Annotated in this window: 20 protein-coding genes; 19 read left to right on the top strand and 1 reads right to left on the bottom strand. The window is 45.4% G+C overall.

Annotation, left to right across the window (positions count from 1 at the left end; translation table 11 throughout):
* Nucleotides 1-13: 13 nt before the first annotated feature.
* The 10 genes from DWX28_RS04850 (at nucleotide 14) to recQ (ending at nucleotide 8,706) form a co-directional block, all read left to right on the top strand.
* Nucleotides 14-325: a BMC domain-containing protein gene (locus tag DWX28_RS04850; protein WP_022215768.1), complete on the top strand. Its 312-nt coding sequence runs from the start codon at nucleotides 14-16 to the stop codon at nucleotides 323-325.
* A 180-nt stretch (nucleotides 326-505) separates the two neighbouring features.
* The gene (locus DWX28_RS04845) at nucleotides 506-784 is read left to right on the top strand and encodes a BMC domain-containing protein (RefSeq protein WP_118252026.1); all 279 of its coding nucleotides are present in this window, start codon (nucleotides 506-508) and stop codon (nucleotides 782-784) included.
* A gap of 70 nt (nucleotides 785-854) precedes the next feature.
* On the top strand, nucleotides 855-1,466 hold the full coding sequence (locus DWX28_RS04840; RefSeq protein ID WP_417192168.1) for a phosphate propanoyltransferase: 612 nt from the start codon (nucleotides 855-857) through the stop codon (nucleotides 1,464-1,466).
* A 76-nt stretch (nucleotides 1,467-1,542) separates the two neighbouring features.
* Entirely contained in the window at nucleotides 1,543-1,809 is a 267-nt protein-coding gene (locus tag DWX28_RS04835; protein WP_118252025.1) for a EutN/CcmL family microcompartment protein, read from the top strand.
* Between the two features lie 4 nt (nucleotides 1,810-1,813).
* Nucleotides 1,814-3,142, top strand: a complete 1,329-nt coding sequence (locus tag DWX28_RS04830; RefSeq protein ID WP_022215772.1) for a 4Fe-4S dicluster domain-containing protein — start codon at nucleotides 1,814-1,816, stop codon at nucleotides 3,140-3,142.
* A gap of 16 nt (nucleotides 3,143-3,158) precedes the next feature.
* Complete coding sequence (locus DWX28_RS04825) at nucleotides 3,159-3,707, top strand: BMC domain-containing protein (protein ID WP_022215773.1); 549 nt, start codon at nucleotides 3,159-3,161, stop codon at nucleotides 3,705-3,707.
* Nucleotides 3,708-3,739: 32 nt separating this feature from the next.
* Entirely contained in the window at nucleotides 3,740-4,513 is a 774-nt protein-coding gene (locus DWX28_RS04820; protein ID WP_022215774.1) for a DeoR/GlpR family DNA-binding transcription regulator, read from the top strand.
* 16 nt (nucleotides 4,514-4,529) lie between these two features.
* Nucleotides 4,530-5,681, top strand: a complete 1,152-nt coding sequence (locus DWX28_RS04815; protein ID WP_118252024.1) for a 1-propanol dehydrogenase PduQ — start codon at nucleotides 4,530-4,532, stop codon at nucleotides 5,679-5,681.
* Between the two features lie 27 nt (nucleotides 5,682-5,708).
* The gene (locus DWX28_RS04810; RefSeq protein WP_022215776.1) at nucleotides 5,709-6,752 is read left to right on the top strand and encodes a cob(I)yrinic acid a,c-diamide adenosyltransferase; all 1,044 of its coding nucleotides are present in this window, start codon (nucleotides 5,709-5,711) and stop codon (nucleotides 6,750-6,752) included.
* Between the two features lie 115 nt (nucleotides 6,753-6,867).
* Entirely contained in the window at nucleotides 6,868-8,706 is a 1,839-nt protein-coding gene (gene recQ / locus DWX28_RS04805) for a DNA helicase RecQ (protein ID WP_118252023.1), read from the top strand.
* A gap of 56 nt (nucleotides 8,707-8,762) precedes the next feature.
* Here recQ and DWX28_RS04800 read toward each other — a convergent pair whose 3' ends face one another.
* Nucleotides 8,763-9,611 carry an AraC family transcriptional regulator gene (locus tag DWX28_RS04800; RefSeq protein ID WP_022215778.1) on the bottom strand — a complete coding sequence of 283 codons (849 nt, stop codon included), beginning with the start codon at nucleotides 9,609-9,611 and terminating at the stop codon, nucleotides 8,763-8,765.
* A gap of 214 nt (nucleotides 9,612-9,825) precedes the next feature.
* Between DWX28_RS04800 and DWX28_RS04795 the strand changes: the two genes are divergently transcribed.
* The 9 genes from DWX28_RS04795 (at nucleotide 9,826) to DWX28_RS04755 (ending at nucleotide 21,917) form a co-directional block, all read left to right on the top strand.
* Nucleotides 9,826-11,622, top strand: coding sequence for an L-fucose isomerase (locus DWX28_RS04795; RefSeq protein WP_118252022.1), 1,797 nt, complete (start codon nucleotides 9,826-9,828; stop codon nucleotides 11,620-11,622).
* A gap of 213 nt (nucleotides 11,623-11,835) precedes the next feature.
* Entirely contained in the window at nucleotides 11,836-12,945 is a 1,110-nt protein-coding gene (locus tag DWX28_RS04790; RefSeq protein WP_118252021.1) for a hypothetical protein, read from the top strand.
* 201 nt (nucleotides 12,946-13,146) lie between these two features.
* Nucleotides 13,147-15,795, top strand: a complete 2,649-nt coding sequence (locus DWX28_RS04785) for an Ig-like domain-containing protein (protein ID WP_158565280.1) — start codon at nucleotides 13,147-13,149, stop codon at nucleotides 15,793-15,795.
* 200 nt (nucleotides 15,796-15,995) lie between these two features.
* On the top strand, nucleotides 15,996-16,901 hold the full coding sequence (locus DWX28_RS04780) for a hypothetical protein (protein ID WP_158565279.1): 906 nt from the start codon (nucleotides 15,996-15,998) through the stop codon (nucleotides 16,899-16,901).
* Nucleotides 16,902-16,919: 18 nt separating this feature from the next.
* Nucleotides 16,920-17,789, top strand: a complete 870-nt coding sequence (locus tag DWX28_RS04775; RefSeq protein ID WP_118252018.1) for a hypothetical protein — start codon at nucleotides 16,920-16,922, stop codon at nucleotides 17,787-17,789.
* Nucleotides 17,786-18,646, top strand: a complete 861-nt coding sequence (locus tag DWX28_RS04770; protein WP_118252017.1) for a hypothetical protein — start codon at nucleotides 17,786-17,788, stop codon at nucleotides 18,644-18,646. The genes DWX28_RS04775 and DWX28_RS04770 overlap by 4 nt, the downstream gene beginning before the upstream one ends.
* 2 nt (nucleotides 18,647-18,648) lie before the next feature.
* Nucleotides 18,649-19,431, top strand: a complete 783-nt coding sequence (locus tag DWX28_RS04765) for a hypothetical protein (RefSeq protein ID WP_118252016.1) — start codon at nucleotides 18,649-18,651, stop codon at nucleotides 19,429-19,431.
* Between the two features lie 21 nt (nucleotides 19,432-19,452).
* A complete protein-coding gene (locus DWX28_RS04760; protein ID WP_118252015.1) occupies nucleotides 19,453-20,265 on the top strand; it encodes a signal peptidase I in 813 nt (270 codons plus the stop codon).
* Nucleotides 20,262-21,917, top strand: a complete 1,656-nt coding sequence (locus DWX28_RS04755; protein WP_118252014.1) for a hypothetical protein — start codon at nucleotides 20,262-20,264, stop codon at nucleotides 21,915-21,917. Before DWX28_RS04760 ends, DWX28_RS04755 begins: the two co-directional genes overlap by 4 nt.
* Nucleotide 21,918: the final 1 nt, after the last annotated feature.

Raw genomic sequence — 21,918 nt, 5'->3', positions numbered from 1 at the left:
AAGGAGTTCGCTCATGAATAAAGCATATGGTTTTATTGAGATCACAGGTGTCGTAGCTGCGATCAATGCGCTCGATATCATGTGCAAAACTGCAGACGTTGAGCTGGCGTCATGGGAACGTAAGCTGGGCGGACGACTGGTAACTCTTATCATACAGGGCGATGTATCGGCAGTAAATGAAGCAGTTGAAGCTGCCGTTGCAGGCGCGATTAAGAAACCGGCAAGTTATGCAGTAATCGCACGGCCACACGAGGAGATCGTCAAACTCGTAGAGCTGAGTGCGAGCCGATGGAAGAAGAAAACACAGGAAGTAGCAGACAATTAGTTACTGTTTATAGGGAATATCCCGCGAGGTGTTTTGCCATGAATATGGCAAAATCCCGAGACATGCAGGGCAAAATGCTATCACCGTAGGTGATTTGGAATGCATTTTGACCAAGTTGCTGTGAACGAAGTGAACAGTAACCAGAATTAATTTTTATTTATCCATAAGGAGGATATGATCATGACACAGGAAGCATTAGGAATGGTAGAAACCAGAGGACTTACAGCAGCTATCGAAGCAGCAGACCAGATGTGCAAAGCAGCTAACGTTGCACTTGTAGGAACAGAGAAGATCGGATCCGGACTGGTAACAGTTATGGTACGTGGAGACGTAGGAGCTGTTAAATCTGCAGTAGAGAGCGGAAGCGCAGCAGCATCCAGACTTGGAGAACTCGTTGCTACACACGTAATCCCGAGACCACACACAGACGTAGAAAAAATCCTTCCGTCAATCAAATAACCAAAGATCCTGAAAACGGAAGAAAGCAGGTGTAATCTTGGAATCAAAGAATATCGAACTGATCACAAAGATGGTCATTGACGCCATCAATCAGTCAGAAGAAAAAGGCAATGGCTTCATGGTTCCGATCGGAGTTTCCGCAAGACACGTTCACCTGACACAAGAGCACGTAGAGACATTATTCGGACCTGGATATCAGCTCACCAAGAAGAAAGATCTGATGGGCGGACAGTTCGCATCAAACGAAACTGTTACGATTATTGGTCTGAAACTCCGTGCGATCGAGAACGTCCGTGTACTCGGACCGGTCCGCAGTGCAACACAGGTTGAGGTATCAGCAACAGATGCCATCAAACTTGGAATGAATGTTCCGGTACGTATGTCCGGTGACATTGCAGGAAGCGCACCGATCGCGATCGTTGGACCGAAGGGCGCCATCTATCTCAAAGAGGGATGTATCGTGGCTATGCGTCACATCCATATGTCTCCTAAGGATGCACAGGCAGCCGGTGTCAAGAACGGTGATATCGTTTCTGTCAAGGCAGATAACGAGCGCGGAACTATTTTCAATCATGTTGCGATCCGTGTAGACGACAGCTTTACACTGGAAATGCACATTGATACAGATGAAGCGAATGCAGCAAAGATTGCCACAGGCAATACAGTTACCATCATAAAGTAAATACGAATCTCCTGGATCAGCCGGTGGCGTATGCCACCGGCATTAGGGGATTATATAATAATGCGGAGGCACACACATGATAGTAGGTAAAGTAGTTGGAAGCGTGGTTTCCACGCGGAAGAGTGACAAGTTAATAGGACAGAAATTCATGATTGTGGAGCCGGTGCATCATATGAAAACTGACTTATCCCAGATCGTTGCGATCGATATCATCGGCGCAGGAATCGGGGAATATGTATTGGTGGCACAAGGAAGCGCAGCAAGGATTGGCTGCGGTGAAGAAACAGCACCGATCGATGCCGCAATCGTCGGAATCATCGATGATGGTGCAGGATTGGAGTAACGCCATGGAAATCAAAGATTTACAGAAAATTATACAGGACAGTGGCGTCGTAGGTGCAGGTGGAGCCGGTTTCCCGACATACGCCAAGCTTACTGACAAGGCGGACACAATTCTTATGAACTGTGCAGAATGTGAACCATTGCTGAAACTTCACAGACAGTTACTTGAAAAACATGCATATGAGATCATGAAAACTTTCCATATGGTTATGGAAACCGTTGGTGCTTCACAGGCAATCATCGGAATCAAGAAATCCTATGTTCAGACGATCAAGGCACTGCAGCAGCACATTGAGGAATTCCCCGGCCTGAAGATCCATCTTCTTGATGAAGTGTATCCGATGGGCGATGAAGTTGTGCTGATCTATGAAGCTACAGGACGTGTTTGCAGACCTGGCGGACTGCCGATTGAGCAGGGCGTCATTGTATTCAACGTAGAGACGATCTACAATGTATATCAGGCAGTGACATCACAGAAGCCTGTAACAGAGAAATACGTGTCTGTAGTAGCAGAAGTCGGTCATCCTGTAACAGTCAAGGTTCCGCTGGGCTGTACACTGGATGAAGTAGTAGCACAGGCTGGTGACATTACCACAAAAGATCCTGTTTATTTTGTAGGCGGACCGATGATGGGACGCATTGGCAACGGATCAGATCCGGTGACCAAAACAACAAACGCAGTTCTCGTTCTTCCACACGATCATCAGATCGTCATGAAGAAAAGAAGAACTTCAGCAATCGACTTAAAACGTGCAGCATCTATTTGCTGCCAGTGTAATACCTGTACAGACCTTTGCCCGAGACATAACCTCGGACACCCGATCGACCCGGCACGCTTTATGAGAGCAGCATCTGCCGGAGATTTCAGAGATGTAAATCCATACATCAATTCCGCATTCTGCAGTTCCTGCGGTGTATGCGAAATGTATGCCTGCCCGCAGAGTCTTGCACCAAGATCACTTCTTGCAGACATGAAGGGCGGACTTCGTAAAGCAGGTATCAGACCTCCTCAGGGAGTTCAGCCGGTACCGGTTAAACCTTCAAGAGAATATCGCAAGGTTCCGGAAGAACGTCTGATGGCCCGTTTAGGACTGACAAAATACGACAAGGACGCACCGATGGACGAGAACGTAGTTCCGGTATCCAAGGTTAAGATCCTTCTGAGCCAGCATATCGGAGCACCGGCACAGGCAATTGTGAAAACAGGCGACACAGTAACAAAGGGACAGATGATCGCGCAGCATGCTGACGGATTAAGCGTAAGCATCCATGCAAGTATCTCAGGAAGAGTAACTGAAGTAACAGATCGCCATATCATAATCGCAGCAAAGTAGAAAGGACGTGCAGAACATGAGTAAAGCAATCGGAATGATTGAATTTAAAACGACTGCCACAGGTATCACAGCAGCAGATACCATGGTAAAGACCTCTGATGTAGAGATCGTCGAGGCACAGACCGTATGTCCGGGAAAATATATTGCAATTATCACAGGCGATTTAAGTGCAGTAAAAGCCGCTGTTGACGCAGCAGTAACCACATATGAGGACAAATGTATCGACAGCTTTGTACTTGGTAACCCGCACGAATCCCTTTTCCCGGCAATGTATGGAACAACACAGGTAGAAGGAATCAGTGCTCTGGGAATTCTGGAGACATATGATGCCGCTTCCATTATCGAAGCAGCAGACCAGGCAGCCAAGACTGCGATCGTAGACGTTATCGAACTTCGTATCGCAAAAGGTATGTGTGGAAAATCCTACATGCTTCTTACAGGAGAAGTTTCAGCAGTAGAAGCTTCCATCGAGAAAGCAAAAGAATTCGTGGCAGAAAAAGGTATGTACCTGGATTCATCTGTCATTGCACATCCGGATAAACGAATGATGGATTCTCTTTTATAAAAAATAAATGTTCTCAAAAGGGGGCAAAGTAAATGCTGGCATTAGAAAGACGGAATTTAATTCTGGAGAAACTTCAGACAGAAAAGAAGGTCGTAGTAAGCGAACTCAGTCAGCTCTACGAAGTTTCAGAAGAAACGATCCGCCGCGATCTTGACAAGCTCGAAAAGGAAGGGCTTGCTATCAAAAGCTATGGCGGTGCAGTCATAAACGAGGATGTAAGTATCGATTTGCCCTTCAATATCCGCAAAAACCAGAACGTAAGCGGAAAACAAAAAATGGCGGAGATTGCCGCCTCTCTGGTGCAGGAGGGAGACCACATTTTTCTTGATGCAAGTACCACAGCTGTCTTTGTAGCAAAAGCACTTAAGGAGAAAGAGCGTCTCACTGTAATCACAAATTCCATGGAGATTCTTCTTGAACTTTCTGACGTATCCGGCTGGAATATTATTTCAACCGGAGGTGTCATGAAAGAAGGATATCTTGCATTCCTGGGCTCCAGAACAGAGGAGTCGATCCGGTCCTATTATGTAGACAAGGTCATTATCTCCTGCAAGGCACTGGATCATGAGTGGGGAATCATGGAATCAAAGGAATCCTTTGGCACAACAAAAAAAGCCATGATCGCATCAGGGCGTGAGAAGATTCTGGTTGTAGACAGCACAAAATTTGATCAGACCGCTTTTTCTGTAGCAGGAAAACTGCGGGATGTAGATGTGGTTGTAACGGACAGGAAACCATCAGACAAATGGATGGGTTATTTCAAAGATGCAGGCGTAAAATGTCTCTATCCTGACATGCAGCCATAGAAAGGGAGCAACAGATATGAAGACCTTTGAAATGAAAACAGCGATTCATTTTGGAGAGAATGCACTGGAACGTCTTGAGAACATTCCATACAAAAGAGTTCTGATCATTACAGACCCATTTGTAGTGCAGAGCAAAATGATTGATCTGATTACCAGACCTCTGGAAAAAGCTGGTAAGGAATATGATATTTTCCATAACGTTGTACCGGATGCACCGGTCAACAAAATCGCAGACGGAGTTAAGAAATTCCTGAGCTATCAGCCGGAAGCAATCATCGCAGTTGGCGGTGGTTCTGCAATTGACTCTTCCAAGGCAATCCGTGAGTTTGCCCTGAAGATCAACCATTACGGCGAGGTTGGACTGATCGCAATTCCGACCACAAGTGGAACAGGATCAGAAGTAACTTCTTTTGCAGTTGTAAATGATACCGAAGCAAAAGTTAAATACCCACTGGTTTCTGACAGCCTGACAGCTGATGAAGCGATTCTGGATGCAGAGCTTGTTAAGAGCGTACCTCCGGCGATTACAGCAGATACAGGAATGGATGTGTTCACACATGCACTGGAATCCTATGTAAGTACCGGACATAACGAATTCTCAGCAGCACTCGCAGAGAAAGCAATGGAAATCTGCGGAGTATTCCTCCTCAGAGCATATCTCGACGGAAGTGATATGCACGCAAGACAGAAGATGCACGTGGCCTCCTGTCTGGCAGGACTTTCCTTTAACACAGCGGGACTTGGTATCACACACAGCATGGCCCATCAGCTTGGTGCGATGTTCCATATTCCTCACGGAAGAGCAAACGCGATGCTCCTTCCTCACATTGTGGAATTCAATGCGAACATCAACAAGAGAAGCAGAAGCCAGAAGACATATCTTCCTGCAGTAGAACGATATGCGTCAGTTGCACACATCCTGGGACTGAGCAATTACAACCAGGTTATGAGTGTACGTTCTCTTGTGAACTGGATCCAGTTCATGCAGAAGGAAATGAATATTCCGATGACTATCCAGGAGCTTGGTACCATCACTCCAGATGCATATTTTGCAGCAGTGGATAAGATGGCTGAGGCGGCACTTGCGGATGCCTGCACACCAACGAACCCACGAACACCGACCAAAGAAGATATCATCAAGATCTACACCAAACTTTGGTCCTTCTAAATCAAAAATGACATGGGAGATGCCGAGATGAGCATTTATACAACAAACGGTGACAAGGGGACTACGAACCTTGTCCGTACAAAAAATGTCTCCAAGTCAGATGACCGTATTCAACTGGTAGGAACGATTGATGAGCTGACCAGTCATCTTGGACTTATCAAGACCATGATGGATAAAGCTGAGGATATCCACTTTCTTGAGGATATCCAGAAGAATCTGAATACGATCGTATCAGGCGTGGCAGATCCTTTTAACAGAGAGTTCAGGACAGAAGATGATCAGACAGGACAGCTTGAAGACGAGATCGATCGTCTGGATGGCCTGTTCAGCTGCCCGAAGGAAGAAAATATCCTTCCGGGCAGCAGCCGTCTGTCAGCAGAACTGGATATCGCAAGGGCAGTTGCAAGGAGAGCGGAGCGTGATCTGGCAGCTGTCAGTGTGAAATTCGGAGCAGACAACGGCGCAAAGAAATACATGAACCGTCTGAGTGATTATCTGTATATCATGGCCAGATATACAGAAACCACAGAGCAGCCGGTACAAAACCAGGAAGAAAGCAGACCTTCCGGTGGAAAAGAGGCAGAACCAGTGGCAGCAGTACAGACTCCGGCGACAAGCGAGGCAGTGATCCAGGAAGTTCTCAAACGAATGGGAATCCAGGGACGGATCACTCTGGACAGCGCAAAGCGCCTGATAGACAAAATCGAACAGGAAGCAGCGCGTCGTGGCAAGAAAGCGGTGATCGCGGTCTGCGGTCCGGATGGAAATCCGATCGCAGTCCATGTCATGGACGGAGCATTCCTTGTAAGTTTTGATGTAGCCACCAAGAAAGCCTACACAGCAGTCGCAGTCAAGATGTCTACGAAGGAACTCAGTATCCTGGCACAGCCGGGAGGAACTTTTTACGGCGTAGACAAGATGGATGGCGGCAGGATCGTGATCTTTGGCGGCGGTGTACCACTTAAGGTTGGAGATACGATCATCGGAGGCCTGGGAATCAGCGGAGGAACCGGTGAGGAGGATCACAGCCTGGCAGAGTATGGATTATCTGTCCTGAATGAAGTACTGTAAATAAATGTTTGACATAAGGAAAAGAATCTGTTTCAATGATGTACAGGAAACAGGTTCTTTTTTTATGAGAAAAACTTCATAAGCAGACAAGGCAGGAAAGAGAGTAATTGAATTGATGACAGACGAGAAATATGACATTTTAAAAAGATATTTTGGATATGATACCTTCCGTGAGGGACAGGAACAGGTGATAGATGAGCTGATCTCAGGCAGGGATGTGCTTGGCGTGATGCCGACAGGTGCAGGGAAATCTTTGTGCTATCAGATCCCGGCATTGATCTTTCCGGGGATCACGCTGGTCATTTCCCCGCTGATCTCTCTCATGAAAGATCAGGTGCGGGCGTTGAATGAGGCGGGTGTCCACGCGGCATATCTCAACAGTTCACTGACGCAGGGACAGTATTACAAGGCTTTGTCACTGGCAGTAGAGGGAAGATATCCGATCATCTACGTGGCACCGGAGCGGCTTCTGACAGATTCGTTCCTTTCATTTGCGGTGAATGCAGATATCGCGATGGTTGCTGTGGATGAGGCACACTGCGTTTCACAGTGGGGACAGGATTTCCGGCCAAGTTATCTCAAGATCACAGAATTTATTGAGAAACTTCCGAAGCGCCCGGTCGTGGCAGCATTTACGGCGACTGCAACGAAAGAAGTCAGGGATGATATCCAGAATATCCTTATGCTTAAGACACCTTATGTCGTGACTACTGGATTTGACAGGAGCAATCTCTTTTTTCAGGTAGAATCACCGAAAGATAAATACGCAGAAGTGAAGAATTACATAGAGCAGCACCCGGACGAGAGCGGGATCATCTACTGCCTGACCAGAAAACTGGTGGAAGAAGTCTGTGGGAAACTGATCCGGGACGGATTCCGCGCGACGCGTTATCATGCCGGACTTTCCGATGAAGAACGACGCATCAATCAGGATGATTTTATCTATGACCGCAGTCCGATCATGGTGGCGACAAATGCGTTCGGAATGGGAATCGATAAGCCGGATGTCCGCTACGTCATCCACTACAATATGCCGAAAAACATGGAAAGTTATTACCAGGAGGCAGGAAGGGCAGGACGTGACGGAGAGCCGTCAAAATGCATCCTTCTGTACAGTGGACAGGATGTAATCACAAATCGCTTTTTCATTGAAAATAATCAGGACAATGAGGAACTGGATGATGCTACACAGGAACTGGTCATGCAGCGCGATGAAGAGCGACTGCGGCAGATGACTTTTTACTGCTTCACACATGACTGTCTGCGGTCCTATATTCTGAGATATTTCGGAGAATACGGTGCAGCCTACTGCGGAAACTGTTCCAACTGCCTGACAGAATTCGAAGAAAAAGATGTCACCGAAGAGGCAAAAGCAATCGCGGAGTGCATCAACAGCAGTCATCAGAGATACGGTGTGAATGTGATCCTGGACACCTTGCACGGCGCAAATACTGCCAAGATCCGACAATACCATATGGAAGAAAATCCTTCCTATGGAAAACTCTCCAAAGTCCCGGCCTATCGTCTGCGCCAGATCTTCAACGAACTTCTGGTGCAGGATTACCTGCGGCTCTCAGACGACGGCTATACGATCGTGAAGTTTGGCCCGCGGATCGGTGAACTTTTGGCGCAGGACAGTACGATACAGATGAAACTTCCAAAAGAACAGGAAAAGAAACCAAAAGAAAAGCTATCCCGGAAACGCAAAGCACCGGTCAGCGGACTCACCGAAGAAGACCAGCCGCTTTTCCAGAAACTCCGTGAACTCCGCACCGAGATCGCCCGCCGGGAGAAGATCCCGCCGTATATGGTATTTTCAGACAAGACACTGATCCACATGTGTATCCTGAAGCCAGTAGATAAGGAAAGAATGCTCCAGGTAACGGGAGTTGGAGAACATAAATATGAGAAGTACGGCAAAGAATTCGAAATCAGGATAAAAGAACTCATATAAAATGTAAAACTCAGGGTTATTATGTGCCCTGAGTTTTGTTACATCATGAGATAGAGTTAGGAACGCTTATATTTCCCAGGCGTCATCCCCTTGTACTTCTTGAATGTTCGAATAAAGTAGCTCAGATCATTGAACCCATTCCGATAAGCGATCTCCGTGATCGAATCATCCGTAGTCGACAACTGATAACACGCCTGCTCGATCCTCTGATGGTTCAGATAATCCATCGGCGTCTGATGTGTCATCTCAGAGAAAAATCTGCAGAAATACTTCGGAGACATGGATACGGAAGAGGAAAGCTGCTGAAGAGTAAGGGGGGAGGCATAGTTGTGTTCGATAAAGTCAAGTACCTGTTTCAGCTGCAGGATACGCTTGTAATCACGCCGCGTTCTGGTAACGCTTTCCAGGTAGTAATGATTGCCAAAAACAATACCGAAAAAGTGGTAAAATTGTCCAATAACGGTCATTTCATATCCGGATGGCCGCATCCAGAGAGCATCAAAAATACTGTTCACAGTGGCACAGATTTCCTCAGATGCCGGGGTGAAATGATGATAAATAAGGATTTCCTGATGAATAATTTTCTGCATATAGGTTGAACAGACAGAATTATATTTCAGAAAAGTATTTCCGTCAAAAACAATACACTGATACACACAATCCTCGGGAATCCCGCTGTGCAGGATGCCGCTGTGTATAAAAATGATATCTCCCGCTGTTGCTGTGAAGCTTTTTTCGTCTAAAGTGACAGAGAGAGAACCCTTCAGGATGCGTATGATCTCATATTCGACATGCCAGTGATAGGACATGACATAGCGGGGGTGATTCGGTTCTATATGATGAAATTCAAATGGAAATTCATAAGTTCCCCTCAGGCGGTCTTCGTTGTGGTCCAGATCATGCAAAAAAATCTCCTCCTTATATGGTTTTTGCTAAAAAATCATATTTACAGTCAAAAAAGTGAATATTGTACTACTTTTTGCCATTATAACACAAGTAATTATCACTTGGCAATTGTATACTATGAAGTATAGAAAACAAGGGAGCTTTTTGTGGACTGTTCACAGTTGTTGTCAGAAACTCCCAATAGACAATTACTTATAATGGAGGTAATTTAGCATGGCAAAGAGCAGATTAGTAGGCAGCTATCCGGTTATCGGTATCAGACCAACAATTGATGGACGTAGAGGAGCCCTGGACGTAAGAGGATCTCTTGAAGAGCAGACAATGAACATGGCTAAGTCCGCTGCAAAGCTTTTTGAAGAAAATTTAAAATATTCCAACGGTGAGCCGGTTAAGGTTGTTATCGCTGATACAACAATCGGACGTGTAGGTGAGAGTGCAGCATGTGCTGATAAATTCCGCAAAGAAGGCGTTGATATCACAGTTACAGTTACACCTTGCTGGTGCTATGGTGCAGAGACAATGGATATGGATCCGCAGACAATCAAAGCTGTATGGGGATTCAACGGAACAGAGAGACCTGGAGCAGTTTATCTTGCATCCGTTCTTGCTACACATGCACAGAAGGGACTTCCGGCATTCGGTATCTATGGACATGATGTTCAGGAAGCTGATGATACATCTATCCCGGAAGACGTTAAAGAAAAATTACTCAGATTTGGACGTGCAGCAGTTGCAGCAGCTTCCATGAGAGGAAAATCCTATCTGCAGATCGGTTCCGTTACAATGGGTATCGGCGGATCTATCATTGATTCCGATTTCATCGAATCCTATCTTGGAATGCGTGTTGAATCCGTTGATGAGGTAGAAATCATCCGTCGTATGACAGAAGGTATCTATGATCATGCAGAATTTGAAAAAGCTCTCAAATGGGCTAAAGAAACATGTAAGATCGGCTGGGACAAGAACCCGGAAGAACTGCAGTTCTCTCCAGAAAAGAAAGAAGAGCAGTTTGAATTCGTAGTTAAGATGGCAGTTATCATCAAAGAGCTGATGAACGGCTGCGATAACCTTGATCCTGCATTCTCTGAAGAAGCAATCGGACACAACGCTCTGGCAGCTGGTTTCCAGGGACAGAGACAGTGGACAGACTTCTATCCGAACGGTGACTTCGCAGAAGCAATGCTGAATACTTCATTTGACTGGAACGGAGCTCGTGAGCCGTATATCCTTGCTACAGAGAACGACGTTCTCAACGGTCTTGGAATGATGTTCATGAAACTCCTTACAAACAGAGCTCAGATCTTTGCTGACGTTCGTACATACTGGAGCCCTGAGGCAGTTAAGAAAGCTACAGGATATGACCTTGAAGGTGTTGCCAAAGAAGCTGGAGGATTCCTTCACCTGATCAACTCCGGTGCTGCCTGCCTTGACGCTAACGGCGAAGCAAAAGACGAAAACGGCAATGCTGTTATGAAACAGTGGTGGGATATCACAGAAGAAGACCAGAAAGCAATCATGGATAACACAGAATGGTGTATGGCTGACAACGGATACTTCCGTGGAGGCGGATACTCCAGCCGTTATGAAACAAAAGCTCAGATGCCTGCAACAATGATCCGTCTGAACCTTGTTAAAGGACTTGGACCGGTTCTGCAGATCGCAGAAGGATGGACAGTAGCCCTTCCGGAAGAAGTATCTGACAAACTTTGGAAACGTACAGACTACACATGGCCATGTACATGGTTCGCACCAAGATGCGATGGCAAAGAAGGACCGTTCAAGACAGCTTATGATGTAATGAATAACTGGGGAGCTAACCACGGTGCTATCTCCTATGGACATATCGGAGCTGACCTGATCACAATGTGCTCAATGCTTCGTATTCCGGTATCCATGCACAACGTTCCGGAAAAAGATATCTATCGTCCGGCAGCATGGAATGCATTCGGAATGGATAAAGAAGGTGCAGACTTCCGTGCTTGCAAGAACTACGGACCTCTGTATAAATAAATTAAACTGTTAAACTGATTTTAATCAAATGCCATGATTAAACGACATCCCCGAGGATTTCTTCGGGGATGTCCCTTTTTATCCACAGAGTTTCCTGTAAAAGTCGAAAAAATTCCCATTTTTTATGATAAAAAGGATTATCATTAGAACTTCACTATGGTATGATAGAAACAGAATTTGTAGATAAAGCCAAACCATACAGGAGAAGATAAAATGAAAAAGATAATAAAAAGTTTTCTGGTCGTTCTGATGGGATTCCTGATGAGCGTAAATGTTATGGCAGATGTACAGCAGGAGAAGCAAAATCCTGATTATACGACAGATTATTACATGATCGTAGAATCTAAAGCGGGAGGGATCGACATATATTCTCTGCCGGATCTGAGTTCTTCGAAGCTGAATGACAGTCAGATCCCGAACGGTACAGCCTTACATATCGAGGGCGAGACAGAGGATAAGGAGAATAACAGAACCTGGGGCTATACAGAATACCATGGCATGCATGGATACGTGCCGCTCGATGACTGTAAGCCGGCACAGTCCCGCAAGGAAGCAATAGATTCCGAACTGTATATCGCAGGAAGTGACAATGTGGATTACAATGCAGATTACGATGTCAAAGCTTACTCCGAGGACGGAAGTCAGAAACTCTATCAGGGGCCGGGAATCAAATACGGTGAAGTTCCAGGAGTTCGTGATATCCAGAATGGAGAGACTCTTCATATCACAGAGGATGCAGAACTTGTCGATGGAAGTCACTGGGGTGTTACAACGATCGACGACCAGGAAGGCTGGGTAGATCTTGAGAAGACAGAAGAATGGGCGAAGGAACATGGTACTTATGAGAACTCTGACGGGACAGAATTGCTGGATATGACACCGGTACCGGAAAATTCCGGCACAGCGGCAGCAATTTCCGAAAATACTGCCACACCATCGACAGCACCTTCAACGACAGAGAATCCACAGGTGCCAGCAGTACCGTCCGTAACAGGAGCAGCAGATTCAGTTACACCAACGGAAGCACCGGAAGTGACTGATATACCAGAGGCAACCGACACACCGGTACCGACAGAGACATCAGCACCGACGGAAACTCCGGAGCCAACAAATACACCGGCATCGACAGAGAGCCCAGAGTCGACCGATGCACCAGATTCAGAGACCACCGGACAGCCAGAGAAGGACGATATTCAGACTTCAGGCCAGACTGTAACCACCAGCAAATCTTCCAAAAGCCAGAATCCCCTCCTCTGGATTGCTGGAATTGCGGTACTTGCAGCAGTCGGAGTTATAATTTATCATTTCATGAAACGAAACTGAAAATTTATCCAGGTATAATGGCAGGCACTCAATCAGAAACTTTTTGGTTGGATACTTTTTATGTAAAAGTTTATCGTAAATTTTTACAAATGTGAAAAATCGGAATTGTGAAAGTTGTCGAAAATAAAAAAATCTGTCATTAAATTTACGAAAATAAAAAAATACGATAAAATGATAAAAAGAACATCAGGAGGGGTGAAAATGAAGAAAAAAATAATAGGGATTTTGCTGGCAGTTACATTGACTGTATCACAGGCAGGAATTGTTGTTTATGCAGAAGATGTAACCTGGGAAGATGAATTTACGCAGATGGATGAAGCGGATGAATCAGAAACTCCTGAAGCGGATGTGGCCTGGGATGGAGAATCAGAAATCTCAGAAACCGAAGATGATGAAGAACAGGTGGAAGTGACCGAAGAGGACACAGAAGCGGGCGTGGAGGAAACAAATACAGAAACCGAAGAATCACCTGTCAGTGAAGAAGAAAGCTTATTTTCAGATGGCGTAGGAGAACTTTTTTCTTCCGGGGACACAATCGTATACGATGCAGACGAAATGGAACCGTTCAAAAGCAGAACCTTAAAAGAGGTTGCTGATGAATATGCAAAGGCAAGATATGCCGGAGCAACTTATTCAAATTCAGACAGTTCCACATGGTATCAGGAACCGTGCTCTACTTCCGCGCCATATGCGGCAGGAGTGCTGACCCAGGATACACATACAGCGATGACAGCAATGACAAATTTCTATCGCTGGCTGTCAGGTCTGAATTCACTGAAGAATAGTTCCACACATTCGGATTCTCTTCAGGTGCAGGCTCTCGTTCGTAATTTTGAATTCAGCCATTGGGTGAGTGATTCCAGCAAGCCGGCTGATATGAGTGACGAGATGTGGAATGCAGGCGCTCCGTGCAGACATAACATTCTTGCGAGAGGATATACTCCTCAGGGAGCTATCACAGGCTGGATGAACGAGGGATATTCTCTCAGATCCCAGTCATGGGATACAACAGGACACAGATATGCATTGATCGAAGCTTCTCTGTCAGATGTTCAGTACGGATTCTCCGGAGGCATTGCAATCGGAGCAGGTGTAGCATCTGGAAATACTTCAGACCTGCCGTTCAGTGCGTTTCCGGCACCAGGATATATGCCGTCCCGGCTGGTGTCACCGTCTTCAAGTGCCTGGTCCGTACGAATAAACAAAAACACACTGAAAATTGCGGATTCCACGAAAGTAACCGCAGTGATCACAAACCTTAACACCGGAAATTCCTATGAATGCACGAAGGAGAACGGGAAACTGAGAGTATCAGGAGTCGAGATCGACATGGTACAGCCTTCTGATTATTCTGGTTCCAGATATACAGACAGCTATCGGGTGCAGATTACGGGACTTCAGGATGCAGCAACAGGTTCAGAGGCACAGATCAGTTATACAACCAGATTTGCGGACATCACAGAGGAAATGCCATCTTATGTGACGAGTGTGACGGCAGATGCCAGAGAATATGTTATTTATAAGACGATGGATAACATAGAAAGCATCAAAAAAGTTGCAGCAATTCTGCCGAAACAGGTATGGGCAACAGCAGAATCCGGAAAGAAGATCAGAGTATCTGTAAAAGGAGAATGGGAAATAAATGAAGCAGATAAATGCTTTGTAAACTCTGCAGATCCATCCGGACTTCCGGAAAACATAACCGACAAAAATCATCTGCTGGATGAAGTTAAGGTTCCGTACAAAATCTCGGATGATTACTATGATTCCTATAATACGCTGTATATTTCTCCGCAGAAGGTCAAGGAGGGAGAAAACATCGAACTGGGGGTATACAGAACCAATATTTCTACAGACACCAGCCAGATCTATAAACTTACCGCAAAAGAAGACGGAACCTATTCCGCAGTAAAGAAATACGATTCCTCAGAATCACCGGAATTTGACAAGGAAGCATCGGATGCGTCGGTATATTCTGCAACACACATATATAAGAAATCGGGTGTGACGCTGGACGATGCAGGAGAATATATTTCTGTGTACTACAGTTCCTCAAGTCAGAGCAGAATTTACGTCTGCAGAGCCACAAAGACCCTTGAGGTTGAACATACACACACCTGGGATGAAGGAAAGATCACAAAAGCAAGCACCTGTACAAAGAAAGGTACAAAAACATTTACCTGTACAGTATGCGGAAAAACCAGGAACCAGGAAGTATCGGTTGTGGCACATAAATTTACAACATGGAAAACGACAACAGCGGCTACTGCCCTGGCATCGGCAAAACAGACCCACAAATGCAGCACCTGTGGCAAAACAGAGACAAGAAATTACGGAAATAAACTGAAACCATCCATAAAAGTAAACATAAGCAGCATCCTCCTGAAAACCAGCCAGAAAACAACACTTCTGAGAGTTTCAGGACTTGCAAAAGGAGATTCCATCGTATCCTGGAAATCCAGCAATACGAATATTGCAAAAGTTTACGGAAGAAGCAACGGAACCTGCACGATCCAGGCAGGAACCAGAAGTGGAAAGGCCATAATAACCATAGCACTGAGAAGCGGACTGAAGAAGAATATCACTGTGACAGTACAGAAAACAACTGTAAAAACCACGAAGATCACAGGCGTTGCCACTTCTCTGAAACTAAAAAGAAATCAAAAAGCAACACTCAAACCGGTCCTTCAGCCACTGACCAGCGGAGAAAAAATCACTTATAAATCCAGTAATACCAAAATAGCCATTGTAAACAGTAAAGGACAGATCACTGCCAGAAGTAAAGGCACAGCAACAATCACCGTTACATCCGGCAGAAAATCTGTCAGATGTAAAGTAATAGTTAATTAATCAAATAAAAAATAAAGAAAGACCTGAGTTCTGTTCAGCAGTGGAACCCAGGTCTTTCTTTCTCTTATACGGGAAAACAAATAAAATTTTCAATTTTGTCGCTACAAATGCGAAAATCTGTAGCCTTGACGCATTGCTGAATGGAAATCAATGTGCTATTATAGTGTATAAATGGGATTATCATGTAGAAAGAAGGGGAGGTGTCCATAATTTCCAATGTTATGGAACAGGTAAATAAATCAGACAAAAAACAGCTCAAAGGCAAATTAAGAACAGGCACAGTTGCGCTGCTTATCGCATTGCTTGCAGCCGCATCAGCAACATATGCCTGGTATATATATAATACCAGCCGCCATACAACAAAAGTCCGTATGGCAGCAGGCGCAGGCGTAAACCTGCAGATCAGCAATTCATATAATGGCACCTATGGTTCAGCCGCAGTCCTGGACAGCTTTTCCGGACAGCTGAATCCGGTTTCTACCAACAGGATCAGCGGCGGTTTCCAGAAAGTACTTGGCTTTACCAATGGAACCGAGAATCAGTCCAATCTGGTGGCAAATCTGTTTGGAAAGGGTGCATATACTGATTATTACAAGACAAGCCTTTTTCTTAAAAGCAACGGGGAGTCAACCGATATTTATATTGCGGATATCGGCTTTGAGGATAGCGATGAGAAGAATCCGATTTCTTCCGCGATCCGTGCAGGTTTTGTAGTACACAAAGCAGGCAGGAACCAGCCGACAGAAGCAGAATATATTTTTGCAATCAGCGATAAGAAAAACCCCGAGGCAGAATACAATACAGCAACAGGTAAGGAAGGAGATGTACTGGACTGCACCAAAACAGACGGAACAACCGTCTCCTTTACGCCATATACCTCAGCGGCTTATTGTACATATGACAAAAATACAGGAACTGTCAGTCTGAAGTCAGGCTCACTGAAATTATGTACAACAACCGGAAAGAATGGTTCTGCAGGAGATCCGGTACAGATCGATCTCTATATCTGGCTGGAAGGCTGTGACGAGGACTGTACCAGAAATCTTTGCAGCCAGACACTTAAGAACCTTTCCGTGTCTTTTGCAGGAGCCGTAAAAGAATCCTGAAAATAAGGAGGCAAGGCTTTGAATACAGAAGTTGATCAGTTAAAAAAATCATTTTCAAAAGCTGTGTTGTGGATTCTGCTTCTTCTGGCAGCAGCAACCGGTACTACATATGCCTGGTTTACACTTACAGGAATCAATTCCACCAATGTTACTCCAATGGCAGGAACTGTGAGTAAGGGTGATACCGTTTTACTGATATCGATAAGTGAGAGCGGGCCTTTTGACAAGACCTGCGATCTGGTTCTGAATGGAAATCCGGATTCACTGAAACCACTTTCAACAGAAAATCTGGAACATTTTTACAGATCGACTGCTCAGAACAAGAATGGAATTGCAGTACTTTACAGCAATGCAGACAGCAGAGTAGATCAGGATGCAGTGCATGGAACGGTTTATCTGCAATGCCAGAATGCACCATGTAAGGTATATTTTGACAGAGAGAAACTGAGCCTTGGAAGCGATGCGCAGGCACTGGCAGCAATGAGACTTGGAATGAAAATTACATCACATGAGGGAACCAGTACCTTTATCTGGAGACTGGATGAAATGGGCAGCACATCAGGTGCACAGTCTGTACTGACTGTTCCACGAAGCTCAACAGTTGTTTCCTCTGTTTCTGATAATGGACAGGCTTCTTATGCAGATGACCCGGCACAGGACATCACAGCCTATATGGCAGAGAATGGCGAGGCCGAAAATGAATACAAAGATGGAAGCCAGATTCTGGTGCAGTTAAATGCAGATGAAGTGGCTTCCGTAGAATACTGGCTGTATCTGGAGGGCTGTGATGAACAGTGTTCCAACCCGGTACAGAACAGAGATTCTGAGATACAGCTTGCTTTTGCAGGTGTTGATCTGGAAGAAAGTGAGAAGGGAGAACAGCCATGAAGCGTAGTTTCAGGACATGGTTCCTGACAGTAACAATCATTTTAATTTTGTTTGTAGTGGTATTTTTCACTTATGCATGGTTTACTTCCAACAGGGCAGTTTCGACCAACACTGTAACAGCAAGAACCGATGAAGAAAATCTGGAACTGCAGCTCAGCAGCACAGGAGGCAGCAGTTTTCGGGATTCACAGCCGGCATCCATTACGCAGGTCAATAAGACTGATGCAGAGTATCTGATTCCGGTTTCGACAAATGACCTTCAGAACTTTGTTTATTCACCGTTTACATATTCCGGAATGGCATCTTCTTTCGAAAGAGTCCAGAATGAAGAATATTATTACCACGGACGGGTTTATATCCGTGCGGTTGGCGAAGGAATGGACGATGGAAGTACGATGAAGCTGTATCTGGACCAGAGCGATGGCATTCTGGGACAGAAAGTATCCGGTCAGATGCTGAATGCGGCAAGACTTGGGCTTGTATTTGACGAGAATTATTCTTCAGAAGTGATTTTTAAGTTGAGTGAAAGTCAGAATGCATCAGGTCAGCAGACATACAATACAGTCATTAACGGGCAGATACTTGGGAACAATCAGGTACTGTCATACACAAACGGGACAGTACGGGCGGCTTCCGACCCGTCTGTATCGGCAGATGGATATACCATCAGTTTTTCAGACGATTCTGTAGATGTTCCGCAGAATGCGCTTCTGACAATGCAGCTTAACAAAATATATACCGTAGATATTTATTTTTATCTGGAAGGCTGCGACCCGGACTGTTCCAACAGTATACAGTACAGTACGGTAGACCTGCAGCTTGGATTTTATGGCGTGCTTAGCCAGGAAGGGGCATGAGCATGAACAAAAAAGAAAACAACAAAACAGTCCGAAGCAGGCTGTATACATCAGTTTTGCTGGTTCTGCTGGCGCTGGTCGCAGTTACAGCAGCCACGGTAGCCTGGTTTTCCATTGCGGACAGGGCAAAAGTAAAGACCATGAGTCTGGATATCGTGACAGATGCTGATCTGAGAATGGATCTTGATCCGCACAGCACGATCGACCAGTATGTAAAGACTCTTTCGTTTGAGCAGATCGCGGCGAGGATCCAGCAGGAAAAGGGATTTTCCATGGAAACAACCCCGCTGGAACCGGTGACAACAACCGATTATGAGACTTTTTCCTATGAGAATGGCACAACAGTCGAAAACACCAGCGGAGCATATCTTGAATTTACGCTTCATTTTATGGCAGCCAAGGATATGGTCGTCCACCTTACAAGTGCCAACAGCAGCTCCGGTGCAGAGGATGGAACGCTGGTCATGTCAGAGAATGCAGCACTGCCGGAATCCATGCGAATTGCTTTTTTCACAGACGGAACGATATGGAATTACGATCCGGGCATGGGAAGCGCAAGCAGCACAGAAGGTACAGCAAAGACATTCGGGCTTCCGGAAGCTTCCACAATGCAGATAAACGAAGACAATGCCATGTTTTCTCTGAAAGAAGGAGTGGACAAAGCAGTAACAGTCCATATCTGGATGGAAGGAACTGATGAGGCGTGTACAGATGAACTGAGAGGATCTGATTATTCAATCCGGCTGAGATTTACCGGGGATAAAACAGATGATCAAAATAAATAAAATAACCAGGGAGAAGAAACTATGAAAGCATTAAAGAAAACGGGAACAATTGTGATCAGCGTATTGCTGTGGCTGGTAATACTGGTAGCCGCGCTGTATGCCTTCACAACAATAGCAACAAGAGACAATCAGAATGTATCAAGCCTTCTGGGGTATACCCCGCTTGTCGTAAAATCAGATTCCATGGCACCGACATTCAGTGCAGGAGACCTGATCTTTATCAAAAAATGTGACACATCCACCCTCAAAGAAGGCGATATCATCTGTTTCCATACGATCATTGATAACGAATATGCACTGAATACCCACCGTATCCAGAAAATCGATACAGTTGGAGACACAAGAAGCTATACAACGCTCGGTGATAACAACAATGGTATAGCAGATGCACATATCATTTCCGATGGTGATATTGTAGGTAAATATGTCGGAGATCTGCCAAAGGCAGGAAAAGTCATGGATTTCCTTTCCAGCAGCATGGGATTTTTGATCGTGATCGTACTTCCGATGCTTTTGTTCTTTATCTATCAGGTTTACAATCTGATCATGATCGCTATCCGCCTCAAAAAAGCAGTTGCAGTAGAGACTGCCAGAGAAACAGCAATCGCACAGGAAGAGGCCGCACAGAAAGCAGCAGCACAGAGACCGGAACCTTCTGAAGCTCAGAATGAGGCAGAAGCAGCCAAAGCAGCACTGGAAGAAGCAAGAAAAATGCGTGAAGAAGCAGAAGCGATCCGTGCCAAAGCAGAAAAAGAACTTGCAGATGCCAGAAAACAGCAGGGTCAGAGCGATTCCGGCGATGACCAGACCAAAGAGGAGGGTACAGAGTCTTGAGCGAATTCCTGAAGTTTGCATTTGAGGTTCTTTCACAGGTCGTTTACAACATCGTAACCTGGCTGGTGGCTTTTGCCAAAGTGTTCGTTACCGGCTGGTTTGAATATTTTGTGATTTTCAAAACTTACTTCCCGACGCTGAGCATTGTAGGCAAAGTTCTTTCGGTTCTGCTAATGATCCTTCTTGCGGCAATTCCGATCGTGATCATTCTGCTTCTGATCCGCAGGGCGATTCTGAATTACCAGTTAAAGGCTGACAAATCAGACAATGCGGCATTGTACAGAGAAATCGGAAGACTGAACAAGCAGGTGCTGGATCTGATGGAAGAGAAGAACAGCATACTTGCCCTCAAGGTAAATGCCATGGGAGGCACAGAGAGAATTCCATATATGGGAGCTTCTGCACTGACTGATGATGTGATTCCAAGTGTTGGAAACGTTACTGATCCAGGCAAGGCTGTACAGGGAGCGGCAGCAAAAGCAGGAGCTGCTGCGATCATCTCGGGAACTGACGATCCGAAGAAAGCACCTGTTGTACGTGCAGTAGTTTCTTCTGACCCGGGAGAAACCGTAGAACACCGTTTCCCGAAACTTACACTTGTCGATCAGAAATATGCAGCTTTCCAGTATCCGCAGTATAACAATGATATCACACTGGAAGAATTCGTAGAGGGCTACAGACTTTTTGCCGCAAGCCAGATGAAACTGTATTATACACCTGAGATCATCCGGCGATTTGTTGCAGGTATGGCAGCAAGTAAGCTTCTGATCCTCGAAGGTATTTCCGGTACCGGTAAAACAAGTCTTCCATATTCCTTCAGCCGATATATGGAAAACCCGGCAACGATCGTATCTGTACAGCCGTCCTATCGTGACCGTACAGAGATCCTTGGTTATTTTAACGAATTTTCAAAGAGATTTAATGAGACAGAATTTCTCCGTGCACTGTATGAGGCAAATTATCGTCCGGACCCGACTCTGATCGTACTCGACGAGATGAACCTTGCACGTATCGAGTATTATTTTGCAGAGATGCTTTCCGTACTGGAAATGCCGAACGAGGATGAGTGGGTACTTGACCTTGTGCCGACGGCATGGGAGGGAGATCCTGTCAAAATGGAAGGCGGCAAGATCCATGTAAGCACCGCTACCTGGTTTGTCGGAACCGCAAACAACGATGACTCCACCTTTACGATCACGGATAAGGTTTATGACCGTGCTATGCCGATTGAGCTGAATGAAAGAGCAGATGCTTTTGAATGTGAACTTCAGCCTCGCTGCGATATCACAGCAGAGCATCTTCAGTACCTGTTCCAGAAAGCAAAAACAGAACATCCGATCAGCGAGGAATCCCTGGAGAAGCTGCAGAAGATGGACAATTACCTGGTTACCAGGTTCAAGCTTTCTTTCGGAAACCGTATTATGAAGCAGATGTACGACTTTATCCCGGTCTATGTTGCCTGTGGTGGCACAGAACTTGGCGGTATGGACTACATCATTGCACGTAAAGTACTCAAGAAATTTGAAAGTATGAACGTTACCTTTGTAAGAGATGAGATCACAGGTCTGATCAACTACATTGACAAAACATTTGGAAAAGCAGAGATGGAAGACAGCAAGTCATATCTGAGAAGAATCCAGAATTTGTATTAAT

This window comes from Blautia sp. AF19-10LB (assembly GCF_003461245.1).
Taxonomy (GTDB): domain Bacteria; phylum Bacillota; class Clostridia; order Lachnospirales; family Lachnospiraceae; genus Blautia_A; species Blautia_A intestinihominis.
This window is presented reverse-complemented; position numbering and strand designations above follow the sequence as displayed.

What these genes read in the sequence shown, in the direction of transcription:
- DWX28_RS04850 (WP_022215768.1), top strand. Translation starts at nt 14, where the DNA reads ATGAATAAAGCATATGGTTTTATTGAGATCACAGGTGTCGTAGCTGCG.
- DWX28_RS04845 (WP_118252026.1), top strand. Translation starts at nt 506, where the DNA reads ATGACACAGGAAGCATTAGGAATGGTAGAAACCAGAGGACTTACAGCA.
- DWX28_RS04840 (WP_417192168.1), top strand. Translation starts at nt 855, where the DNA reads ATGGTCATTGACGCCATCAATCAGTCAGAAGAAAAAGGCAATGGCTTC.
- DWX28_RS04835 (WP_118252025.1), top strand. Translation starts at nt 1,543, where the DNA reads ATGATAGTAGGTAAAGTAGTTGGAAGCGTGGTTTCCACGCGGAAGAGT.
- DWX28_RS04830 (WP_022215772.1), top strand. Translation starts at nt 1,814, where the DNA reads ATGGAAATCAAAGATTTACAGAAAATTATACAGGACAGTGGCGTCGTA.
- DWX28_RS04825 (WP_022215773.1), top strand. Translation starts at nt 3,159, where the DNA reads ATGAGTAAAGCAATCGGAATGATTGAATTTAAAACGACTGCCACAGGT.
- DWX28_RS04820 (WP_022215774.1), top strand. Translation starts at nt 3,740, where the DNA reads ATGCTGGCATTAGAAAGACGGAATTTAATTCTGGAGAAACTTCAGACA.
- DWX28_RS04815 (WP_118252024.1), top strand. Translation starts at nt 4,530, where the DNA reads ATGAAGACCTTTGAAATGAAAACAGCGATTCATTTTGGAGAGAATGCA.
- DWX28_RS04810 (WP_022215776.1), top strand. Translation starts at nt 5,709, where the DNA reads ATGAGCATTTATACAACAAACGGTGACAAGGGGACTACGAACCTTGTC.
- recQ (WP_118252023.1), top strand. Translation starts at nt 6,868, where the DNA reads ATGACAGACGAGAAATATGACATTTTAAAAAGATATTTTGGATATGAT.
- DWX28_RS04795 (WP_118252022.1), top strand. Translation starts at nt 9,826, where the DNA reads ATGGCAAAGAGCAGATTAGTAGGCAGCTATCCGGTTATCGGTATCAGA.
- DWX28_RS04790 (WP_118252021.1), top strand. Translation starts at nt 11,836, where the DNA reads ATGAAAAAGATAATAAAAAGTTTTCTGGTCGTTCTGATGGGATTCCTG.
- DWX28_RS04785 (WP_158565280.1), top strand. Translation starts at nt 13,147, where the DNA reads ATGAAGAAAAAAATAATAGGGATTTTGCTGGCAGTTACATTGACTGTA.
- DWX28_RS04770 (WP_118252017.1), top strand. Translation starts at nt 17,786, where the DNA reads ATGAAGCGTAGTTTCAGGACATGGTTCCTGACAGTAACAATCATTTTA.
- DWX28_RS04765 (WP_118252016.1), top strand. Translation starts at nt 18,649, where the DNA reads ATGAACAAAAAAGAAAACAACAAAACAGTCCGAAGCAGGCTGTATACA.
- DWX28_RS04760 (WP_118252015.1), top strand. Translation starts at nt 19,453, where the DNA reads ATGAAAGCATTAAAGAAAACGGGAACAATTGTGATCAGCGTATTGCTG.